General features: G+C 74.5%; 17 protein-coding genes and 2 pseudogenes. 5 read left to right on the top strand and 14 right to left on the bottom strand.

Annotation, left to right across the window (positions count from 1 at the left end):
- Window positions 1-4: 4 nt before the first annotated feature.
- The 4 genes from trpS to sigE form a co-directional block, all read right to left on the bottom strand.
- On the bottom strand, window positions 5-1,054 hold the full coding sequence (trpS, locus tag ET495_RS00560; protein ID WP_129201770.1) for a tryptophan--tRNA ligase: 1,050 nt from the start codon (window positions 1,052-1,054) through the stop codon (window positions 5-7).
- A 70-nt stretch (window positions 1,055-1,124) separates the two neighbouring features.
- Window positions 1,125-1,565, bottom strand: a complete 441-nt coding sequence (locus ET495_RS00555; protein WP_129201768.1) for a twin-arginine translocase TatA/TatE family subunit — start codon at window positions 1,563-1,565, stop codon at window positions 1,125-1,127.
- Window positions 1,566-1,745: 180 nt separating this feature from the next.
- A complete protein-coding gene (locus ET495_RS00550) occupies window positions 1,746-2,780 on the bottom strand; it encodes an anti-sigma factor family protein (protein ID WP_129201766.1) in 1,035 nt (344 codons plus the stop codon).
- A 55-nt stretch (window positions 2,781-2,835) separates the two neighbouring features.
- A complete protein-coding gene (sigE, locus tag ET495_RS00545; RefSeq protein WP_129201764.1) occupies window positions 2,836-3,411 on the bottom strand; it encodes an RNA polymerase sigma factor SigE in 576 nt (191 codons plus the stop codon).
- Window position 3,412: 1 nt separating this feature from the next.
- On the opposite strand from sigE, the gene ET495_RS00540 reads away from it, so the two are divergent.
- Window positions 3,413-4,204, top strand: coding sequence for an O-methyltransferase (locus tag ET495_RS00540; RefSeq protein ID WP_342770129.1), 792 nt, complete (start codon window positions 3,413-3,415; stop codon window positions 4,202-4,204).
- Window positions 4,205-4,292: 88 nt separating this feature from the next.
- Here the strand turns inward: ET495_RS00540 and ET495_RS00535 are convergent, their stop codons facing one another.
- The 4 genes and pseudogenes from ET495_RS00535 to dapE form a co-directional block, all read right to left on the bottom strand.
- Complete coding sequence (locus ET495_RS00535; RefSeq protein WP_069984704.1) at window positions 4,293-4,460, bottom strand: DUF3117 domain-containing protein; 168 nt, start codon at window positions 4,458-4,460, stop codon at window positions 4,293-4,295.
- A gap of 94 nt (window positions 4,461-4,554) precedes the next feature.
- A pseudogene (folP, locus tag ET495_RS00530) lies at window positions 4,555-5,522 on the bottom strand (dihydropteroate synthase).
- Window positions 5,519-6,329 (bottom strand): annotated as a pseudogene (locus ET495_RS00525) (LOG family protein). The pseudogenes folP and ET495_RS00525 overlap by 4 nt, the downstream one beginning before the upstream one ends.
- 9 nt (window positions 6,330-6,338) lie before the next feature.
- Window positions 6,339-7,502 carry a succinyl-diaminopimelate desuccinylase gene (gene dapE / locus ET495_RS00520; protein ID WP_129205804.1) on the bottom strand — a complete coding sequence of 388 codons (1,164 nt, stop codon included), beginning with the start codon at window positions 7,500-7,502 and terminating at the stop codon, window positions 6,339-6,341.
- A gap of 175 nt (window positions 7,503-7,677) precedes the next feature.
- Here dapE and dapD point away from each other — a divergent pair, with 175 nt between their 5' ends.
- From dapD to ET495_RS00505, 3 genes are all read left to right on the top strand, one after another.
- Complete coding sequence (gene dapD / locus ET495_RS00515) at window positions 7,678-8,661, top strand: 2,3,4,5-tetrahydropyridine-2,6-dicarboxylate N-succinyltransferase (protein ID WP_129201762.1); 984 nt, start codon at window positions 7,678-7,680, stop codon at window positions 8,659-8,661.
- Between the two features lie 38 nt (window positions 8,662-8,699).
- Window positions 8,700-9,581, top strand: a complete 882-nt coding sequence (locus ET495_RS00510; protein WP_245993209.1) for a hypothetical protein — start codon at window positions 8,700-8,702, stop codon at window positions 9,579-9,581.
- Window positions 9,582-9,660: 79 nt separating this feature from the next.
- Window positions 9,661-10,227 carry a hypothetical protein gene (locus tag ET495_RS00505; RefSeq protein WP_129201758.1) on the top strand — a complete coding sequence of 189 codons (567 nt, stop codon included), beginning with the start codon at window positions 9,661-9,663 and terminating at the stop codon, window positions 10,225-10,227.
- Between the two features lie 85 nt (window positions 10,228-10,312).
- Here ET495_RS00505 and ET495_RS00500 read toward each other — a convergent pair whose 3' ends face one another.
- From ET495_RS00500 to fdxA, 3 genes are all read right to left on the bottom strand, one after another.
- Window positions 10,313-11,623, bottom strand: a complete 1,311-nt coding sequence (locus ET495_RS00500; RefSeq protein ID WP_129201756.1) for a citrate synthase — start codon at window positions 11,621-11,623, stop codon at window positions 10,313-10,315.
- A gap of 272 nt (window positions 11,624-11,895) precedes the next feature.
- Window positions 11,896-13,044, bottom strand: coding sequence for a succinyldiaminopimelate transaminase (gene dapC / locus ET495_RS00495; protein ID WP_129201754.1), 1,149 nt, complete (start codon window positions 13,042-13,044; stop codon window positions 11,896-11,898).
- A gap of 21 nt (window positions 13,045-13,065) precedes the next feature.
- Window positions 13,066-13,383, bottom strand: a complete 318-nt coding sequence (gene fdxA, locus ET495_RS00490) for a ferredoxin (RefSeq protein WP_129201751.1) — start codon at window positions 13,381-13,383, stop codon at window positions 13,066-13,068.
- Between the two features lie 68 nt (window positions 13,384-13,451).
- Between fdxA and ET495_RS00485 the strand changes: the two genes are divergently transcribed.
- Window positions 13,452-13,727 (top strand): DUF6725 family protein, encoded by a 276-nt coding sequence (locus ET495_RS00485; RefSeq protein WP_129201749.1) that lies wholly within the window; start codon window positions 13,452-13,454, stop codon window positions 13,725-13,727.
- 26 nt (window positions 13,728-13,753) lie between these two features.
- On the opposite strand, the gene ET495_RS00480 is transcribed toward ET495_RS00485, so the two are convergent.
- From ET495_RS00480 to ET495_RS00465, 3 genes are read right to left on the bottom strand one after another with little or no spacing between them, the layout of a single operon-like run.
- A complete protein-coding gene (locus tag ET495_RS00480; RefSeq protein ID WP_245993208.1) occupies window positions 13,754-14,788 on the bottom strand; it encodes a prephenate dehydrogenase in 1,035 nt (344 codons plus the stop codon).
- On the bottom strand, window positions 14,785-15,750 hold the full coding sequence (locus ET495_RS00475; RefSeq protein ID WP_129201747.1) for a prephenate dehydratase: 966 nt from the start codon (window positions 15,748-15,750) through the stop codon (window positions 14,785-14,787). Before ET495_RS00475 ends, ET495_RS00480 begins: the two co-directional genes overlap by 4 nt.
- Complete coding sequence (locus tag ET495_RS00465; protein WP_245993206.1) at window positions 15,747-18,848, bottom strand: VanW family protein; 3,102 nt, start codon at window positions 18,846-18,848, stop codon at window positions 15,747-15,749. The genes ET495_RS00475 and ET495_RS00465 overlap by 4 nt, the downstream gene beginning before the upstream one ends.
- Window positions 18,849-19,011: the final 163 nt, after the last annotated feature.

Below are 19,011 nucleotides of genomic sequence, written 5' to 3'. Positions count from 1 at the left end.
GGCCTCAGCCGCGCGCCACGGGCAGGAGACCGAACCTGTCGTACACCCGGTCGAGCACCGGGCGCGCGATCTCGCGGGCGCGCGCCGCGCCGTCGGCCAGCACCTTGTCGAGCTGCGCCGGATCCGCGAGGTAGGTGGCGGCACGCTCCTGGAACGGGGCGAGCCAGGCGACGACGGCGTCGGCGAGGTCGACCTTCAGGTACCCGTAGCCGCGGCCGTCGTACTCCGCGGCGATGGCGTCGACGTCACGGCCGGTCACGGCCGAGAAGATCGTCAGCAGGTTCGAGATGCCCGGCTTGGCCTCGGGGTCGAAGCGCACCCCGTACGTCTCGTCGGCGTCGGTGACCGCGCCCTTGATCGCCTTCGCGGCCGTCTTCGGGTCCTCGAGCAGCCACACCACACCCTTGCCGCCCGACGACGACTTGCTCATCTTGGCCGACGGGTTCTGCAGGTCCTGGATCTTGGCCCCGCCCTTGACGATGTGCGCGTCCGGGACCACGGCGGTGCCCACCCCGAACCGCGAGTTGAGCCGCTCGGCCAGGTCCCGGGTGAGCTCCAGGTGCTGGCGCTGGTCCTCCCCGACGGGCACGAGCGCCGAGTCGTACAGCAGGATGTCGGCCGCCATGAGCATCGGGTACGCGAACAGGCCCACGGTGGTGCCCTCGGAGCCCTGCTTGGCCGACTTGTCCTTGAACTGCGTCATGCGGCTCGCCTCGCCGAACCCGGTCTGGCACTGCAGCAGCCAGCCCAGCTCGGCGTGCTCCGCCACGTGCGACTGGACGAAGAGGATCGAGCGCTCGGGGTCGACGCCCGCCGCGAGGTACTGAGCCGCGGTGCGACGGGTGCGCTCGCGCAGCTGCGCTGGGTCCGGGTTGACCGTCAGCGAGTGCAGGTCGGCCACGAAGTAGAGAGCGTCGAAATCGTCCTGCAACGCCACCCATTGACGCAGCGCCCCGATGTAGTTGCCCAGGTGCAGCGAGCCGTCGGTGGGCTGCATGCCGGACAGGATGCGGGGGCGGTGGCCGCGAGGAGTGGTGGTGACGACGTCGGACATGGGCCTCATTCTGGCAGGTTCGCCGGGACGCGTCGGACCGGGGCGGGCGAACCGGCGCGACGCCACCTGTTCAGGTGGCGTCGGCGTCGAACGGCGCGGGGTCCCCGGCCGGCACGAGTCCGGGGCGGTCAGGGGCAGCGGGAGCGACCGCCTCCGCGCGCCCGGCCGCGGCACCCGCGGCGGTACCTGCTGCGGCCGCACGCCCCGCCGGGACGTCCCGCCCCGCAGGGCGTTTGGCCCCCGGCGCGAGCGGGCCGTCGTCGAGCAGCGCCTCGCGCACGATGCGGCGCGGGTCGTACTGCCGCGGGTCGAGCTTCGACCAGTCGACGTCCGCCACCTCGGGCCCGAGCTCGTCGGTCACCCGTTCGCGCGCGTCGGCGAGCAGCGACTTCGCGCGGCGCACCAGGCGCGCGAGCTGCGCCGCGTACTGCGGCAGCCGCTCAGGCCCGACGAGCACCAGCGCGAGCACGACGATGATGAGCGCCTCGCCGCCGTTGATGTCGAACAACACGCCGCCAGCCTAGAGCCTCGCCGACGACCTGCGTGGCGGGTGGTGGCGGGTGGTGGCGGGCGCGGAGTCGATGCGACGCCGCCGTGCGCGTCATCCGCACGAAGCGTCGTCCGTGCTCCTCGGGAGCATGCGGCGGACGCCGCCGGCCGACCGCGCCGACCGCCCGCCGCACCGGGCGGCTCAGCCTCGCCGGCCGGTCGCGCCGCCGTCCGCCTCGGGTTCGCCGGGCACCCCGCCGTCAAGACCGGCGACCGCCGTACGCACGGTGTCCCACCCGCGGGCGATCCGTGGCAGGACGCCGGCATCGTACCCGTCTGACGGGAAGGCGGCCAGCACGGCCTCCAGGACGTCGCGCGGCACGTCCGCGGCGACGTCGACGACGACGTCGCCCGCCTGCCAGGCGACATGCCACGGCTCGGTCGACAGCACCGTCACGGTGTGCCCTGCGATGCGCTCGGTCCGGCCCCCGGCGAGCGTCCCGTCGAGCCGCCCGCGCTGTTCGCGCGCGACGACGTGCCCTGCCGATCCTTCGAGGTCGATCTCGAGCACCGTCGCGTCCGCACCCACCAGGCGCAGCGTCGACACGCCGAGCCCGGCGGGCAGCGACGCGGGCGGCACCCAGCCCTCCTCGGTGACCCAGGCGAGCGCCGCGGCGTCCCACGCTCCCGAGCGGATCGACGACGCCTGCCCGAGCACGACGTCGCCCGCCGCGTCGCCGGACGCGCCGGTGCGTGCGAGCAGCGTCAGCGCCTCGGCCGGCGCGGGGTCGGGCACGACGACGGGCAGGTCCCCCGCGGCGAACAGCGCGGCCGCGGCGAGCCCGATGCCCCCGAGGCCCGCCGCCAGCACGCGGCGCGAGCGGCGCCGTCGTGCCACGGCCATGAGGTCCCCCGACAGCGGCGCCGTGAACGCCGCCGCCCCGGGTCCGCCCACGGGCCACGGGCCGTCGGACCGCTCACGCAGCGGGTCGCCCGCCGCGGACGGGACGCTCGCCGACAGCGCCATGAGCCGGTCGTTCAGGCCGGGCGACACGGCCACGTCGGCGGCGGTGGCGAGCGCTCGGCGCGCCTCCCGCTCGGCCTCCAGCCCGGCCGCGCAGGCGGGACAGACGGCGACATGGGCGAGCGCGCGCTCGGCCTGGGCGGGGGCGAGCTGCCCGTCCGCGAGCGGGCTGAGCCAGTCGCCGAGGTGGCCCGGCTGGCGCGCTACCACCACGCACCCCGGTCGTCGCCGACGTGCTGGCCCTGAACCCCTGACGTCCCGGCCCGCATCAGGCCCTCCGGTGGGCGAGGTCCGTGCGCAGCTGCGCGCGGGCGCGGTGGATGCGCGAGCGCACGGTGCCGAGCTTGACGCCCAGCGTCACCGCGATCTCCTCGTACGAGAGGCCCTCGATGTCGCACAGCACGACGGCCGCGCGGTACTCGGGCCGCAGCCGGCCCAGCGCGGCCTGCACGTCGTGGTCGAGGTGCGCGTGCTCGAACCCGCGCTCGGGGCGGCCGCGGTCGTCGTCGTCGACGACGTGCGCGGCGTCGTCTCCCATCGCGTCCATGCGCACGCGCTTGGCGCGACGCACGGAGTCGAGGAAGAGATTGGTGGTGATGCGGTGCAGCCAGCCCTCGAACGTGCCGGGCGTGTAGCCCGACAGCGAGCGGAACACCCGCAGGAACGTCTCCTGCGTGAGGTCCTCGGCATCCTGCCGGTTGCCGGTGAGCCGGTAGGCGAGCCGGTAGACGCGTGCGGAGTGCTCGCGCACGATCGCGTCCCACGTGGGGGGCGTCCACGGCGTGGGCGTGGCGTCGACGGATGCGGTCGCGTCGACCGCGGGCAGGCTGGTCATCGGCACCATCGTGCCACGGCGCGCTACCATCCCAGCGGGCCGCCCCTGTTCACCGACCACACCTTCACCGCACGTCCGCACGTCCGCACGTCCAGCCCGCCCTGCCTGCCTGCCTGCCCTGCCGGAGGATCCCATCACCGCTCACGCCGATCCCTCCGCGGGCGCCGACCGCGCGGACCACGCCCGCACCGCCGCCTGGCTGTACGCCGAGGCGTTCGTCCCCGAGGACGACGTGCTGCTGCGTGCCCGCGAGCGTGCGGCCCACCTCGGGTGCCCCGCGGTGTCACCGGGCGTGGGCGCCCTGCTGGCGGTGCTCACGGCCGGGGTCCGGGCGCGTGCCGTCGTCGAGGTCGGCACGGGCGCCGGCGTCGCCAGCGTGTGGCTGCTGCGGGGCATGCCCGACGACGGCGTGCTGACCACGATCGACACCGAGCTGGCGCACCTTCGCGCGGCACGGACCGCGTTCGCCGAGGCGAGGCTCGCGCCGGGGCGCACGCGCGCCATCCCCGGCCGGGCCGCCGAGGTGCTGCCCCGCCTCGCGGACGGGGCGTACGACCTGGTGCTGCTGGGAGACGCCCCGGCCGCGGCCGACCACGTCGCCGACGCCGTGCGGCTGCTGCGCCCGGACGGCGTCCTCGTCGTCGACGGTGCGCTGCGCGGCGGCCGGGTCGCCGACCCCGCACGCCGCGACGAGGTCACGACGGCGGTGCGGGCGCTCGGCCGGACCCTGCGGTCCGACGACCGCCTCGCCACGACCCTCGTCCCCGTCGGCGACGGCGTCCTCCTGGCGGCACGACGCTGACCCGTCGGCGCGATCAGGCCGACAGACGACGAGCGCGGGACAGGTGACCTGTCCCGCGCTCGCTCTCCGTGTCAGACGGCCGTGCCTCTCAGGCGACCACAGCCTGCAGGGCCTCACCCAGCTCGCTCGCCTCGGTCGCGTTCAGCTCGACGACGAGACGGCCACCGCCCTCCAGGGGGACCCGCATGACGATGCCACGTCCCTCCTTGGTGACCTCCAAGGGGCCGTCACCCGTACGCGGCTTCATCGCAGCCATCTGTGGCTCTCCATTCCGTTGTGCGGTCGCTTCGCCAAGAGACAGTCTAGTTCAACGAATGGGCCTGCCCGGAAACCGATACGCGGAGCGCCGTTCAGGCCAGACCGCGCACGGCCTGCGCCGGCGGCGCCTCGTCACGCACCACGGCGACCAGGTCGAGCACGCGCCGGGTCGCGGCGACGTCGTGCGCGCGGAACACGCGAGCGCCCAGCCACGCCGCGAGCGCCGTCGCCGCGAGCGTGCCCTCGAGCCGGTCCGCGGGTGGCAGGCCCAGCGTCTCGCCCACGAAGTCCTTGCGGGACAACGCCATCAGCAGCGGGAACCCGAGCCCTGCCAGCGCCTGCGTGCGCCGCAGCAGGTGCAGCGAGTGCCAGGTGTTCTTGCCGAAGTCGTGCGTGGGATCCACCAGGACGCTCGCACGCGGGACTCCGCACGCGACCGCGCGCTCGGCCGCGCGCCGCAGCGTCGCGACGACGTCGAGCAGCACGCCGTCGCGCGGGTCGGCGTCCGCGGGGGCGTCACCGGGCAGGGGGTAGGCGACCCGCCGCGGGTCGGTGCGGGGGGCCGCTCCCCGGTGTGCGAGCAGACGACGCCGACGCCGGCCTCGCCCGCGACCTCGACCAGGTGCGGGTCCGCGCCCGCCCAAGTGTCGTTGAGGAGGTCGGCGCCCGCCGCGACGGCCTCGCGTGCGACGCCCGAACGCCACGTGTCGACCGACACCATGAGGCCCGGCACGGCCTCGCGCACGCGCGCGACGAACGGCACCACCCGCCGGATCTCCTCGGCCTCGTCGACCTCCGGTCCCACACCGGCACGCACGCCGCCGACGTCGAGGATCTCGGCGCCCTCCTCCCACGCGCGGTGGGCCGCGTCGAGCGCGGCGTCGTCGTCGGGCAGGCGCGCGGGCGCGTAGAACGAGTCGGTGGTGCGGTTGACGATGGCCATGATCACGCCGCGGCGCGCGCGCGAGGCGTCGTCGCGGCCGAGCTCGCGCCCGCGCAGCACGAGCGAGACCCCGGGCGGGGGTACGGGGCCGGCCGCGGGCGCCGCCGGGCCGGTCACGCCTCGGGGCGCAGGCCGACGGCGCGCGCGGCCGCCGCGCGTTCCTCCGCGGCCAGCTCGGCGCCGCGTTCGCGCACGTACGTCACGGCCTCGCTCGGGTCGTCGGTCAGGTGGACCAGGCTCAGGTCCGCGGCGGCGATCATGCCGCGCTCCAGCACGGGGCCGCGCAGCCACTCGAGCAGGCCGCCCCAGTAGTCGGAGCCCACGAGCGCGACCGGGAAGCTCGTGACCTTGTGCGTCTGCACCAGGGTCAGCGCCTCGAACAGCTCGTCGAACGTGCCGAACCCGCCGGGCATCACGACGAACCCCTGCGCGTACTTGACGAACATCGTCTTGCGCGCGAAGAAATAGCGGAAGTTCACGCCCAGGTTGACGTAGTCGTTCATGCCCTGCTCGAACGGCAGCTCGATGCCGAGCCCGACCGACAGGCCGCCCGCCTCCGCGGCCCCTTGTTGGCGGCCTCCATGATGCCCGGGCCGCCGCCCGTGATGACGGCGTAGCCGGCCTCGACGAGGTCACGGCCGACCCGCTCGGCAGCGAGGTAGTCGGCGTGGCCACGCGCGGTGCGCGCCGACCCGAACACGGAGACCGCCGGGCCGACCTCGGCGAGCGCGCCGAAGCCCTCCACGAACTCCGACTGGATGCGCATGACCCGCCACGGGTCGTTGTGCAGCCAGTCGCTGCCTTCGCCCCCGCCAGCAAGCGCTGGTCCGTCGTCTGCAGCGGGATCTGCTGCCCGCGCAGCAGCACGGGACCCTTGCGGTATCCGGCGCCCTCTTGGGCCACGCCGTCGTCGGTCGCGCTCATCCCGACAGCCTACGACCGGGACACCGCGCCGACCCCTCGATCCACGGGACCCGCCAGCAGCCACGCGCGCAGCGCGTCACGGCACGGTGCCAGCTGTGCGACGGGCACGCGCTCGTCGTCCTTGTGCGCCAGCAGCGGGTCCCCGGGCGCGAAGTTCACGGCCGGGATGCCCAGCTGCGCGAACCGTGCGACGTCGGTCCAGCCGTACTTCGGGCGCGGGCTGCCGCCCGTGACAGCCAGCACGGCCTGCGCGAACGCGGCCGCGAGCGGCGCGTCCAGACCGGGCCGCGCACCGCCGGCCGCGTCCGTGACCACAACCTCGAACCCGGCGAACAGCTCACGCAGGTGCGCCTCGGCCTCGTCCACCGAACGCGACGGCGCGAACCGGTAGTTGACCGTCACCACGCACGCGTCCGGCACGACGTTGCCCGCGACGCCGCCCCGGATGCCGACGGCGCCCAGCGACTCGCGGTACACCAGGCCGTCCACCTCGACCTGCGCCGGGACGTACGCCGCCAGGCGGTCCAGCACCGGCGCCGCCAGGTGGATCGCGTTGACGCCCGCCCACGCCCGCGCCGAGTGCGCCGCGACGCCCCGCGTGCGCACCTCGACCCGGATCGTGCCGTTGCACCCGCCCTCGATGCCGCCGTCCGACGGCTCCCCCACGATCGCGAAGTCCCCCGCGAGCAGGTCGGGGCGGTTGCGGGCCAGGCGGCCCAGGCCGTTGCGCACCGCCTCGACCTCCTCCTGGTCGTAGAAGACCCAGGTGAGGTCGCACGTCGGTTCCACGCCCGGGCGGCCGAGGTCGGCCGCGAGCGCCAGCATGATCGCGATGCCGGCCTTCATGTCGACGGTGCCGCGGCCCCACAGCTCGGGCCCGTCCGGGCCGTCGACCAGCCGCGTGGGCAGGTTGGGCGGGTCGGCCAGCGGCACCGTGTCGAGATGCCCGGCGACGACGACACGACGCGGGCGGTCCAGGTGCGTGCGGGCCACGACGCAGTCGCCGTCGCGCAGCACCTCCAGGTGCGGCTGTGCCCGCAGCAGCACCTCGACGGCGTCGGCCAGGGGGCGCTCGCGGCCCGAGACCGACTCGATGTCGCAGACGGCGGCCAGCAGGGCCACGAGGTCCTCGCCGGGCCCCCCGGGGCGCGCGGCCTGCGCGAGCGTGAGCAGGTCGGCGACGGTCTCGCCGGGAGCCTCACCGGGAGCCTCGCTGGGAGCCTCGACAGCCGGGTCGGCGGCCGGGGATACGGCCTGGGAAGCGGCCGGGGATACGGCCGGGGAAGCGGCGGTCGGATCGGTGGACGGCACGGCCTCGACCCTACCCGCCGCCGATAAGGTTGCCCCTATGAGTGACACCCCCGCCCGCACCGCCTGGGGCCACGGCCTCGCCACCGTGACGCTGCCCGAGATCCTCGGGACGCAGGCGCCGGTGACCCTCGACACCTGGTACCCCACCCCGGCCCTCGGCACCCCCGGCGACGACGAGACCGTGCCGGCCGACCTGGCGGCGCTGGCGCGCCGGGACGAGGCGCGCGGCGTCGAGACCGTGGTCGTGCGCACCGTTGTCGACCTCGACGCACCGATCGCGGGCGCCGCTGACGCCTACCTGCGCCTGCACCTGCTCTCGCACCGCCTCGTGGTGCCCAACTCGATCAACCTCGACGGCGTGTTCGGCGCGCTCGCCAACGTCGTGTGGACGGACGCCGGCCCGTGCGCCGTCGACGGCTTCGAGGCCACGCGAGCCCGCCTGCGTGCCGCCGCCGGGCGCCCGGTGACGGTGTTCGGCGTCGACAAGTTCCCCCGCATGGTCGACTACGTGCTGCCCTCGGGCGTGCGCATCGCCGACGCCGACCGCGTCCGGCTCGGCGCGCACCTGGCGCCGGGCACGACGGTGATGCACGAGGGCTTCGTCAACTTCAACGCCGGCACGCTCGGCGTCTCGATGGTCGAGGGGCGCATCTCCCAGGGCGTCGTCGTGCACGACGGCGCCGACATCGGCGGTGGCGCGTCGATCATGGGCACGCTGTCGGGCGGCGGCAAGGAACGCGTCGTCATCGGCGAGCGCGCGCTGCTGGGCGCCAACGCCGGGGCGGGTATCGCGCTCGGCGCCGACTCGGTCATCGAGGCCGGGCTGTACGTCACCGCGGGCACCAAGGTGACCGTGGTCGGCCAGCAGGCCGACGACGGCACCCCGCGCGTGGTCAAGGCGCGCGAGCTGTCGGGCGTGCCCGGGCTGCTGTTCCGCCGCAACTCGACCACGGGCGGCATCGAGGTGCTCGCGCGCGCCGGGGTCGGCATCGAGCTGAACGCGGCGTTGCACGCGCAGTGACCAGCTCCCGCCGGCGTCGCCGGCGCCGGGGACCGCTCGTGCTCGGGCTCGTGGTGGTGCTCGCCGTGGCCGGCTGGCTCGTGCTGCGCCCGTCGGGTGACGCCCCCGTCCGGGAACGGTGCGAGGCCACGCTCGACGGCACCTCGTGGTACCTGTCGCCCGCGCAGGCCGAGAACGCCGCCCTGATCGCGGGCGTGTCGGTGCGGCGGTCGCTGCCCGCGCGGGCGGCGACCATCGCCCTGGCGACGGCCCTGCAGGAGTCGAGGCTCATCAACATCGACTACGGCGACCGCGACTCGCTGGGCCTGTTCCAGCAGCGCCCGTCGCAGGGCTGGGGCACGCCCGAGCAGGTCCTCGACCCGCTGTACGCCACCGACCGGTTCTACGACGCGCTGGTCGGCGTGCCCGGCTACCAGGACCTCGACGTCACCGTGGCCGCCCAGGCGGTCCAGCGCTCGGGGTTCCCCGGCGCGTACGCGCAGCACGAGACCCGGTCGCGCGCGTGGGCCTCGGGGCTCACCGGTCACTCCCCTGCGGTCGTGTCGTGCGAGCTCGACCCGGCGCACGGGTCCCGCACCGCCGAGGAGGCCGGGGCCGCGCTCCGCGAACGGGCGCAGCGTGACCTGGGGCTCGGAGCCGACGCCGTCGTCGTCGCATCCGCCGTGGACGGCACCGCGACGGTGACCGTGGACGCCGCTGCCCTGCCGACCGGCGATCCCGTCCGCGCGGCGTGGGCGGTCGCGCAGTGGGCGGTCGCCACCGCCGCCGCGACGGACGCCGTCGAGGTGCGCTCCGCCGACATGCGCTGGACGCGCGACGGCGGCGTGCGGGCCGGGCGCGGCGAGGCCCCGGCGTGGACGCCCGGCGGTGAGCCGCTCGACGCGGGCCTGGTGACGGTGCGCGTCGCCGTCGCGGGCTGACGAGCACCGGGACCCTCGGCCCACGAGCGCGCGACGACAGGACCTGCACGGGCGACCCTGAGCGGCTTACGGTGCGGTCATGCTGCTGCACGACGTCCAGGCGCGGGTCCGGATCGCGCTGACCACCACGCTCACCAACGAGTGGGGGCTGTTCACCCCGAAGACGGGGACGTCAGCACCCAGCGAGCGCTCGATCGCGTTCCACCTCGGGTGGCACCTACGCCCGATGATCGACGACTCGTGGGACGTCGACTGCGACTACGAGCGTTCGGGCGCGGCCCGCGAGGCGTCGCTCGCGTTCGGCGAGGGCGTGCACCGCGCACCCGACCTCATCGTGCACCGGCGCGGGCGCCTCGGGCCTGAGGACAACCTGCTGCTCGTGGCGCTCTCGGCCGACTTCGTGTCGAGCGAGACCGGCGCCCCCGACCTGGCCGCCGTCCGCTCCGTCCAGCTGCGCTACGGCTACCGCTACGCGGTGTGGGTCGACCTCCAGCTCCGTGAGGACGGCCCCGAGGGGCGTGTGCGGCCCCGGTGGCAGTGGAGCACGCTCGAGGAGGGTCCGGTCAGCCCCGAGCCCGAGGCGGTCTACACGCCCACGGAGCTCAAGTCGATCACGGCGGCGATCCGCCTGCTGTACCTGGGCTGACCGCCCGGCGGGCGGGCGCCGTCGAACGCCGCCCACGATGACGGCCCCGCCTCCCGGGGCGGAGGCAGGGCCGTCGGCTCGTTGGTCAGCGCTGCGCGATCGGCACGTAGTCGCGCTCGGTGGCGCCCGTGTAGATCTGTCGCGGACGGCCGATCTTGGTCGCCGGGTCCTTCATCATCTCGCGCCACTGCGCGATCCAGCCGGGCATGCGGCCCAGTGCGAACAGCGGCGTGAACATGACCGGCGAGAAGCCGATGGCCTTGTAGATCAGGCCGGTGTAGAAGTCGACGTTCGGGTAGAGCTTGCGCTCGACGAAGTAGTCGTCGCTCAGCGCGATCTCCTCCAGGCCGCGCGCGATGTCGAGCAGCTCGTCCTTGGCGCCGAGGGAGTCGAGCACGGCGTCGGCGTGCTTCTTGACGATGGCCGCGCGCGGGTCGTACGACTTGTAGACGCGGTGGCCGAAGCCCATGAGGCGGACGCCGTCCTCCTTGTTCTTGACCTTCTTCATGAAGGTCTCGACCGAGTCGCCGCCCGAGCGGATGCGCTCGAGCATGAGCAGCACGGCCTCGTTGGCACCGCCGTGGGACGGGCCGGAGAGCGCGTTGATGCCGGCCGCGACCGACGCGTAGACGTTGGCGTTCGACGAGCCCACGATGCGCACCGTCGACGTCGAGCAGTTCTGCTCGTGGTCCGCGTGCAGGATGAGCAGCTTGTCCATCGCCGAGGCGACCACGGGCTCGACGTCCCACTGCTGGTAGGGCACGGCGAACGACATGCGCAGGAAGTCCTCGACGTAGCCGCGCGCGTAGTCCGGGTACAGCAGCGGCTCGTCGCGCATCGACCGGTGGACGTAGGACGTGATCGTGCGGATCTTGGCGAGGATCAGCACCGTCGCGAGGTCCACCGCGTCGTCGTCGTGCGGGTCGAGGGACTCGGGGTAGAACGTCGCGAGCGCGTTCATCGCCGAAGCCATGATCGACATCGGGTGCCCGCCCCGCGGGAAGGCCGACAGGAACCCGCGGAACTGCTCGGGAACCAGGGTGTGGCGGTTGACTCTCTCCGTGAAGTCGCTCAGCGTCCGGGCATCCGGCAGCTCGCCGTAGATGAGCAGGTACGCGACCTCGAGGAAGGTCGAACTCTCCGCGAGCTGGTCGATCGGGTAGCCGCGATAGCGCAGGATGCCGTGGTCACCGTCGATGTAGGTGATCGCCGACGACGTCGAGGCCGTGTTCATGAAACCCGGGTCGTACGTGACCAGGTCGGTCTCCCTGAGCAGCGACGAGACGACGAGCCCGCTGTTGCCCTCGGTCGCTTCGACGACGGGAAGCTCGACGCTGCGCTCACCGACCGTCAGTGCGGCCGGGGTGCCCTTCACGGGCTGAGAGGTGGTCGTCATGGTGTCCTTCCTGCGAGCCGAGGCCCTTGCGAAGACCGCCGTGCGAGTCGTGGCACACGCACGGATGCTGGCCCGGTCGCTGCGCCGCTGACCTGGCTGGTCCTGGGCGCCCTCGGCCGGTGAGGGGGAACCTACCCCCGCTCTACGTCAAGTATCCAATCCGATCCACGGTTCGGATACCGCCATCTTCGCGCGCAGCGCGCCAGTCGGGCAAGCGCCCGCCACTATCTCGTCATCTCAGGGCAACGTTCCGGTAATCCGTGTGTCCCGCGTCACAGACCGTTGCGGAGCCGCTGCGCCGCCTGCGCGATGTCGGCGTCCGACGCCGTCAGCGCGACCCGCACGTGCCCCTCACCCGCGCGGCCGTAGAACTCCCCCGGCCCCGCGAGGATCCCCAGGCCCGCCAGACGCCCGACCAGCTCGCGGCTGGGCGCCCCGTCGGCCGCATCGGCAGGCCGTACCCACAGGTACAGCCCGGCCTCCGAGTGGTCCACCGCCCACCCGGCAGCACGCAGCGCGGCCAGCAGCACCTCGCGCCTGCGTCCGTAGACCGCCCGCTGCGCGTCGACGTGTGCGTCGTCGCCCAGCGCGGCGCGCATCGCCTCCTGCACCGGTCGCGGCACGATCATCCCCAGGTGCTTGCGCGTCGCCAGCAGGTCCGCGACGAGCGCAGGGTCGCCCGCGACGAACGCCGCCCGATACCCCGCGAGGTTCGACTGCTTGGACAGCGAGTACGCGACCAGCAACCCCGTGTGGTCACCACCCGTGACCGCCGGGTCGAGCAAGCTCGGCACGCGGGGCGTGCCGTCGTCGGCCACCAGGTGCGGCGCCCAGGGAAGCTGCGCATAGCACTCGTCGGAGACGACGACGGCGCCCACCGCGCGGGCCGCCTCGACGACGCGGCGCAACGACGCCACGTCCGCCGTCGCCCCGGTCGGGTTCGACGGGGAGTTGACCCACACGAGGCGCACGTCGCCGCGGTGCGCCCACTCCTCGACGTCGTCGGTCGCCAGCGGCGTCGCACCCGCCAGGCGCGCCCCGACGTCGTACGTCGGGTATGCGACCGCGGGATGCACGACCACGTCGCCCGCGCCCAGGCGCAGCAGCGACGGCAGCAGGCCCACCAGCTCCTTGGAGCCCAGGGTCGGCAGCACGCCCGCAGGGTCGACGTCGGCAACGCCGCGACGGCGGGCGAACCACGCCGCCACGGCCTCACGCAGCGCCGGCGTGCCGTAGGTGAGCGGGTAGGCGTGCGCGTCGGACGCGGCCGCGAGCGCCTCGCGCACGACGGACGGGGTCGGGTCGACCGGCGTGCCGACCGACAGGTCGATCAGGCCGCCGGGATGCGCCCGGGCGAGCGCGGTGACCTCCGTCAGCGTGTCCCACGGGTAGGGCAGGTCGCGCAGGTCGGCGAGTCCCATGACGATGCCGGCGCCGCGCGCTCAGGCCTGCGGCGGCAGGGCTTCGACCAGCGGGTGGTCCTTGTCGATCTGGCCCATCTTGGCGGCACCGCCGGGCGAACCCAGGTCGTCGAAGAACTCGACGTTCGCGGCGTAGTAGTCCTTCCACTGCTCGGGCACGTCGTCCTCGTAGTAGATCGCCTCGACGGGGCACACCGGCTCGCACGCGCCGCAGTCGACGCACTCGTCCGGGTGGATGTACAGCGAGCGGTTGCCCTCATAGATGCAGTCGACAGGGCACTCCTCGATACAGGCCTTGTCCTTGACGTCGACGCACGGCTGAGCGATCACGTAGGTCACGAACCCACTTTAGTATCGGCACGCAGGGGTCCCTGCCCCGACGCCCGCCGAACCGGCCAGGAGGACGCGTGAACGACGCCACGCCGTGGCGCGACCTGCCCGTCGGCGCGCGCGTCGTCGTGCGGCGCCGCCTGGACCCGGCCGAGTCCGCGCAGGCACGCGCCGAGGGCCGCGGCTCGGTCTGGACCGACGTCATCGGCATCGTCCGGTCCGTCGACGACGCGGGCCTGACCGTGCACACGGACGCCCCCCGCGACCCGTCCCCACGCGAGGTGCACATCCCCTCCGCGAGCATCGAGACCGCCAAACGCATCCCGCGGCGCCCCACGCGCTCGCGCAGGTAGGCCCGGCGGCAGAGCCTCGGGGCCGGTCAGCGCGCGAGGAGGGCCTGCGTGGCCGTCACCGACGTGACCCGTTCGCCGCGCGCGCAGCGGGCCGTGAGCGTGGCCGGCCAGTCACCGGTCAGCGCCACGGGCTGCTGCGGCGTCAGCGACGTGCGCGCCGTCCGGCCCGACGTGGCACGCACCAGGTCGGCGTCGTGGAAGAACTGGTGCACGGACGCGTTGGTCTCCAGCGCGGCGACAAGCGCCTCGAGGTCGCGGATCGTCTTGCGCAGCGCCGGCGCCACCCACGCGGCGTTCTCCGTGACCATCGCCTCGGTGCGCGCGGGGTCGGTGAACGCCACGCGGGTCCCGTCCCGGAAGGACCCCGCGGCCAGGCCCAGGGCCGCGTCGCGCACCGGGGCGCCCGCGACCGCGTTGAGGAGCTGGGTCGCCAGGACGTGCGGAACGTGGCTGACGAGCGCGACGGCCTCGTCGTGCACGTCGTCGGTGAGCACGGCCGCCGTCCCGCCGAGCGGCCCCGTGACCAGGCGCAGGATTCGCGCGAGCCGCTCGGCGGCATCGCCCGCTCCCCGCGCGGGCGCCGTCACCGCCCACGGTGCGCCGTCGAGCAGTCCCGCCGACGACGCCGCGAACCCGCTGCGCTCGGTCCCCGCCATCGGGTGGGCGCCGACGAACCGGTCGCCCAGCCCGGCCGCCTCGACGGCCTGCCGCACCGGGCTCTTGACGCTGCCGACATCGGTCAGCGTGACGTCGTCGGCCAGGTGGCGTGCGACCTCGGCGGCAGTCGCGCGCATCGCGCGCAGCGGCACCGCGAGCACCACCAGGTCGGCACCCGCGACGGCCTCGGCGACCGAACCGGTCGCCGTCAGCCCCGTGGCACGTGCGGCCGCCACGGTCGCCGCGTCGACGTCCTGCCCGACGACGGTCACACCGCGCGCGGCGAGCAGCCGCGCGAGCGACCCGCCGACCAGGCCGAGCCCGAGGACCGCGACGTGCTCGAACACCGGGCCGACGGCAGCGTCGGCCGCCCTGCCCGCGCGCGGCGAACGGCGGTCGGTCACCACAGGAGCCCTCGGTCGAGATCGGCGTCGCCCGCCACGACCGAGCCCAGGGGGACGTGGTCCGGCAGCACGCCGTCGAGCCCGCCCTCGCCCGGGTCGCCGGGGTAGGCGCCCAGCACCTTGAGCGAGTCGCCCGCGGCCAGCAGGTCCCGCAGGAGAGCGCGCACCGGGGCGTCCCACGGCGCGGCGTCGAGCGTGACCACGAACACATACTGCTGCGCGCTCGCCTTGAGCGGCCGCGTGACCAGAGACGACATGTTGACGCGCCGCTCGCCGAACGCGGCGGTGATCCGCGCCAGCACACCCGGCCCGGTGACGACCGGCGTGACGGCCAGCATGGTGCGCCACGCCGTCGCGCCCGGGTCCACGGCGTCCCGCGTCGCGGCGAGCACGCCACGCGCCTCGTCGCGGCGGGCCAGCACGAGGAACCGGGTGCGCGCCCCACGGAAGTCCTCGACACCGCGGGCAAGCGTCTCCAGGCCGTACAGGTCGCCGCACACACGGGGCCCGAACGCCACCTGGTGCGGCGCCACGTCGCGGCACGCGGCGGCGTTCGACGACGCCGGGACGGGCCGCAGCCCGTGCGCCACGACGAACCTCGACACCTGGGCGAGCCCGTGCGGGTGCGCGGTCGCCTCGGTGAGCTCACCGTGCCCGGGCCGCACGAACGCGTCGAACGAGATCGGCAGCACCACCTCGTCGACGGCGACGACGTCCGCGGAACCGAGGAGCGCGTCGACCGACGGGACCACGTAGCCCTCGACCGAGCTCTCGATCGCGACGACGCCTCGGGCGGCGGCGCTGCGCGCGACGGCGTCGTGCACCTCGCCGACGGACTCGAGCGCCCGCGTCCCGCCCGCCGGTGCGTCCACGCCGGCGCGGCGCGCCCATTCCAGCACCGCCTCATGGGTGAACGTGCCCTCGGGCCCGAGATAGGCGACGCCCGCGCCTGGCTCGCTCACGCCCCGGCCCACCGCGGGGCGAGCGCGTCCGGCCCGGGGACGAAGCCGTGCCCGGGCAGGACGGCGAGCGTCCGGTGCGCGATGCCGCGCGCGTCCAGATCGGCGGCGAGCGTGTCGAGCACCTCGTCGCGCGGGCACAGGAACGACGTGAAGAAGACGTGCGGCCCGAGGGTCGACGGATGCGAGCGCAGGTGCTGGAGGTCGACACCGGCGTCAGCGATCACGGCGAGCGTGGGCTGCAACGACCCGCGGTGGTCGTCGTAGGGCCCGAACGCGAGCCACACCTGGGCGGGCCCGGCGAACCGTGGCCAGATGTCACGCGACTCCAGCAGCCCGTACCAGACCTGCGGCAGGGCGCCGAGGCGCTCCGAGCCGGCAAGCTCCACGAACCCGGCCGGGACCCGGGGCCGTTCCACGACCAGCGAGCCGTCAGGGCCCGCGATCGCCGCGCGTTCCTCGATGGGCGTGCGGGCGGGCACCAGCCGCGGGCTGACGCCCAGCGTCCGCAGCACGTCCCGGCAGTCGCGCAGCCCGGCCTCGTCGATGACGACGGCGCCCCGGTCGCCTCCGGGTGACCCACCCAGACCCACTGCGTGCGCACCGCGGCGGCCGCGGTGATCATGAGCGAGCGGTCGCCCGCGAGCAGCGCCTCCTCCAGCGCGGGTGCCGGCTGCTCGGGGTGGCCCAGGTGCACGACGGCTGCCAGGTCCGTGATGCTGGCGACCGTGGCGAGCGTGTCCGCCGCGGTGCCGAGGTCGAGGAGCTCGACGAGCTCCTGCGGCCCGGCGGCGGCCGGTGCTCCGCCGTCGGGGACGACCAGGCCCGACCAGCCGCCGGCCTGGGCCGCGAGGGCGGCGTGCGCGGACGACTCGCGCTCGATGCGGCCGAGCATCAGTCCTCCCCCGCGTCCGGGCCGGCCGGCGGTGCCGCGCTCCCCGAGTCGCACACGACGGGGTTGTCAGGCTTGTAGGTCCACGTGAACTTCTCGTCGATGACGACGGCACCGTCGTGGGTGACCTTGCGGAAGTTGGTGATGGTGAAGCCCGGCTGGCCGCCAGGGTAGGCGGCGCAGTTCGCACCCGACTTGTGCACCACCGTCGGGACACCACGTTGGTCTTGCCGCTCGCCGAGGTCTCGACCTGGAAGTACTTGGTGCTCCAGATCTGGACGTGCAGCTGGCCGCCGTCGACCCATGCCTGCATCACGGCACCGTACGGCGAGTTGTTCTTGAACCGCATGTCGAGCGAGCCGACGGCGATCGTGGCCTCGCGGCCCGCCGGGTACCGGGTGAAGGACACCGAGTGCGGGCGGTGCTCGACGTCCTCGAACCCCGCGAAGTAGCCCGCGTTGTACGTGGTGGTCGCCATCTGCGACAGACCGCCGCCGACGCCCTCGGTGTGGACGCCGTTGGAGATGACCCCGGCCGACTTGTAGCCGTTCGCGACCGTGATCGGGCTGAGAGCGTTGAGCAGCGAGAACGTCTCGCCCGGCTCGATGAGGTGGCCCGTGAGCAGCTCGGCGCCGCGGCGCAGGTTCTGCGTGCGGATGGGCTCGCTCGTCAGCGGGGTGGAGAAGCTCGACACGACCTCGGTGACGCCGAGCTTCTCGAGCGCCTCGCGGCTCTGCTGCGGGTCACGCTGCACGAGGTCGACCGGCGCCGTCCGGTCGTCGCCCAGCGCGGCCGTCTGCACGGCCGTCGCGAGCGTCGCGGGGTCGAGCGTCGTGCCGGGGGCGCCGCCGACGACGACGGGGCGCCCGCCCTGGAACTCGAAGTGGGCGTCGTCGGGCTCGGTGAGCAGGTGGGTCGTCCGGGCGACGACGGCGGCGACGAGCTTCTCGCCGTCGAACGCGGGCTGGAGAGCGCCGTCCTGCGGCGTGAACGACGCGACGGACGCGAGCGCGTCCACCGGCAGCTCGGGATGCTGGTCGCCGACCGCGACGACGACGGGCGCAGAGACGATCTTCTGCGCCTGCGCGAGCGCGGCGTCCGTCTCCTCCTGGGTGATCTCGGGGGCGACCGCCTCGGTCGGCAGGTCGTACGGCCCCGGGTCCATGAGCCACCGAGTGCGCAGGGTCGCGGCAGCGACCTGGGGATCGACGCGCGTCCCGGCCTGGGCGGGCGTCGCGACCGCCTGGCCGTCGGAGAACGCGACGGTGCCGTCGACCGGTTCGGTGGCGAGCGCGTCGACCAGCCCGGCGACGGCCTCGTCGAGCTTGCCCTTGTCGACCGTGACGACGGGACTGGCGTCGTCACCGCCCGTCAGGTGCGCCCACAGGCGCAGGGGGCTCAGCGAGAAGCCCGTGATCCGGCTCACGGTGGCCTCGGCGTCGAGCGCGAGGCCGGCCGCGGCCGGGTCGACCGTCGTCTGGGCATCGCCTGCGGTGATCTGCACGGGTTCCTTGGCACGGGTGACGAGCGCCGCGTCGAGCTGGTCGACGGCCTCGTCGTGGCTGAGGCCGCCGAGGTCGACACCCGCCACGTGCGTGCCGGTGGGCACCTTGTCGGCGTACACCCACTGCGCGCCGGCGTAGAGCCCGGCGAGCACGACGACGCCGATGCCCGTCCACAGCAGCGCGCGCGGGGCGCGGCTCGGCTGGCCGTCGCCCACGAGACCACCGAGCACGCCGGGGGCACCTGCGCTGGTCTCGGGCTCGGCGGACGCGGCGGAGGGCACCGCGGTCTGCGGGTTCAGCGGGAAGAGCGCACTCGACCGGCTCACGGAAGGCGGACCGGCGTCGCTCGCCGACGGCGCTGCGGGGGCCTCCACCGCGGCCTCGGGCGGCGGCACGGCGGAAGGCGTCGAAGGCGCCGGTTCCGGCGGGGCCCCCTCGTCTGCGGGTACCGCCGGCCCGGACGCGCTCACGGCAGGAGGTGCCGGCACGGCGACCGTGCCGACCACGACCGGCAGCGACTGTGTCGGCTCGGACCGGGAGATCGTCGACGTCGCCGGGCGGTAGCCGACCGGTGGGCGCTCGTACGCCTTCACGGGCGGGACGTAGGGAACGTCGTCGTCCGTCGTCGTGTCGGGCGCTGGCGCCGCGTCCGGTTCGAGCGTGTTCGGCTCGGGCGCGCTGTCGCGCTCGGTCGGCTGACCCATCGAGTTCGCTCCGTGCATCTCAGACTGTGGCTGCCGTGTTTCGGCAGCCGAGGGGGTCGTGCGGCTCGTCCGAACCTCTGGAGACGCGGGCGGCAAGACAAATCCTATGCATTCGGCATATCCCGGCGTGCGACGTCCCACGCAGGTTGGCGTGGAGGTTCAG

Source organism: Xylanimonas allomyrinae (assembly GCF_004135345.1).
Taxonomy (GTDB): Bacteria; Actinomycetota; Actinomycetes; order Actinomycetales; family Cellulomonadaceae; genus Xylanimonas; species Xylanimonas allomyrinae.
The sequence above is the reverse complement of the archived record's forward strand: the minus strand, read 5'-3'. Positions and strand labels throughout refer to the sequence as shown.

Excerpts from the sequence above, each read along its gene's own strand:
- ET495_RS00500 (WP_129201756.1), bottom strand. The coding sequence starts at position 11,623 with ATGACGACCACCTCTCAGCCCGTGAAGGGCACCCCGGCCGCACTGACG.
- dapC (WP_129201754.1), bottom strand. The coding sequence starts at position 13,044 with ATGGGACTCGCCGACCTGCGCGACCTGCCCTACCCGTGGGACACGCTG.
- sigE (WP_129201764.1), bottom strand. The coding sequence starts at position 3,411 with ATGGTGCCGATGACCAGCCTGCCCGCGGTCGACGCGACCGCATCCGTC.
- ET495_RS00505 (WP_129201758.1), top strand. The coding sequence starts at position 9,661 with ATGCTGCTGCACGACGTCCAGGCGCGGGTCCGGATCGCGCTGACCACC.
- trpS (WP_129201770.1), bottom strand. The coding sequence starts at position 1,054 with ATGTCCGACGTCGTCACCACCACTCCTCGCGGCCACCGCCCCCGCATC.
- dapD (WP_129201762.1), top strand. The coding sequence starts at position 7,678 with ATGAGTGACACCCCCGCCCGCACCGCCTGGGGCCACGGCCTCGCCACC.
- ET495_RS00535 (WP_069984704.1), bottom strand. The coding sequence starts at position 4,460 with ATGGCTGCGATGAAGCCGCGTACGGGTGACGGCCCCTTGGAGGTCACC.
- ET495_RS00465 (WP_245993206.1), bottom strand. The coding sequence starts at position 18,848 with ATGGGTCAGCCGACCGAGCGCGACAGCGCGCCCGAGCCGAACACGCTC.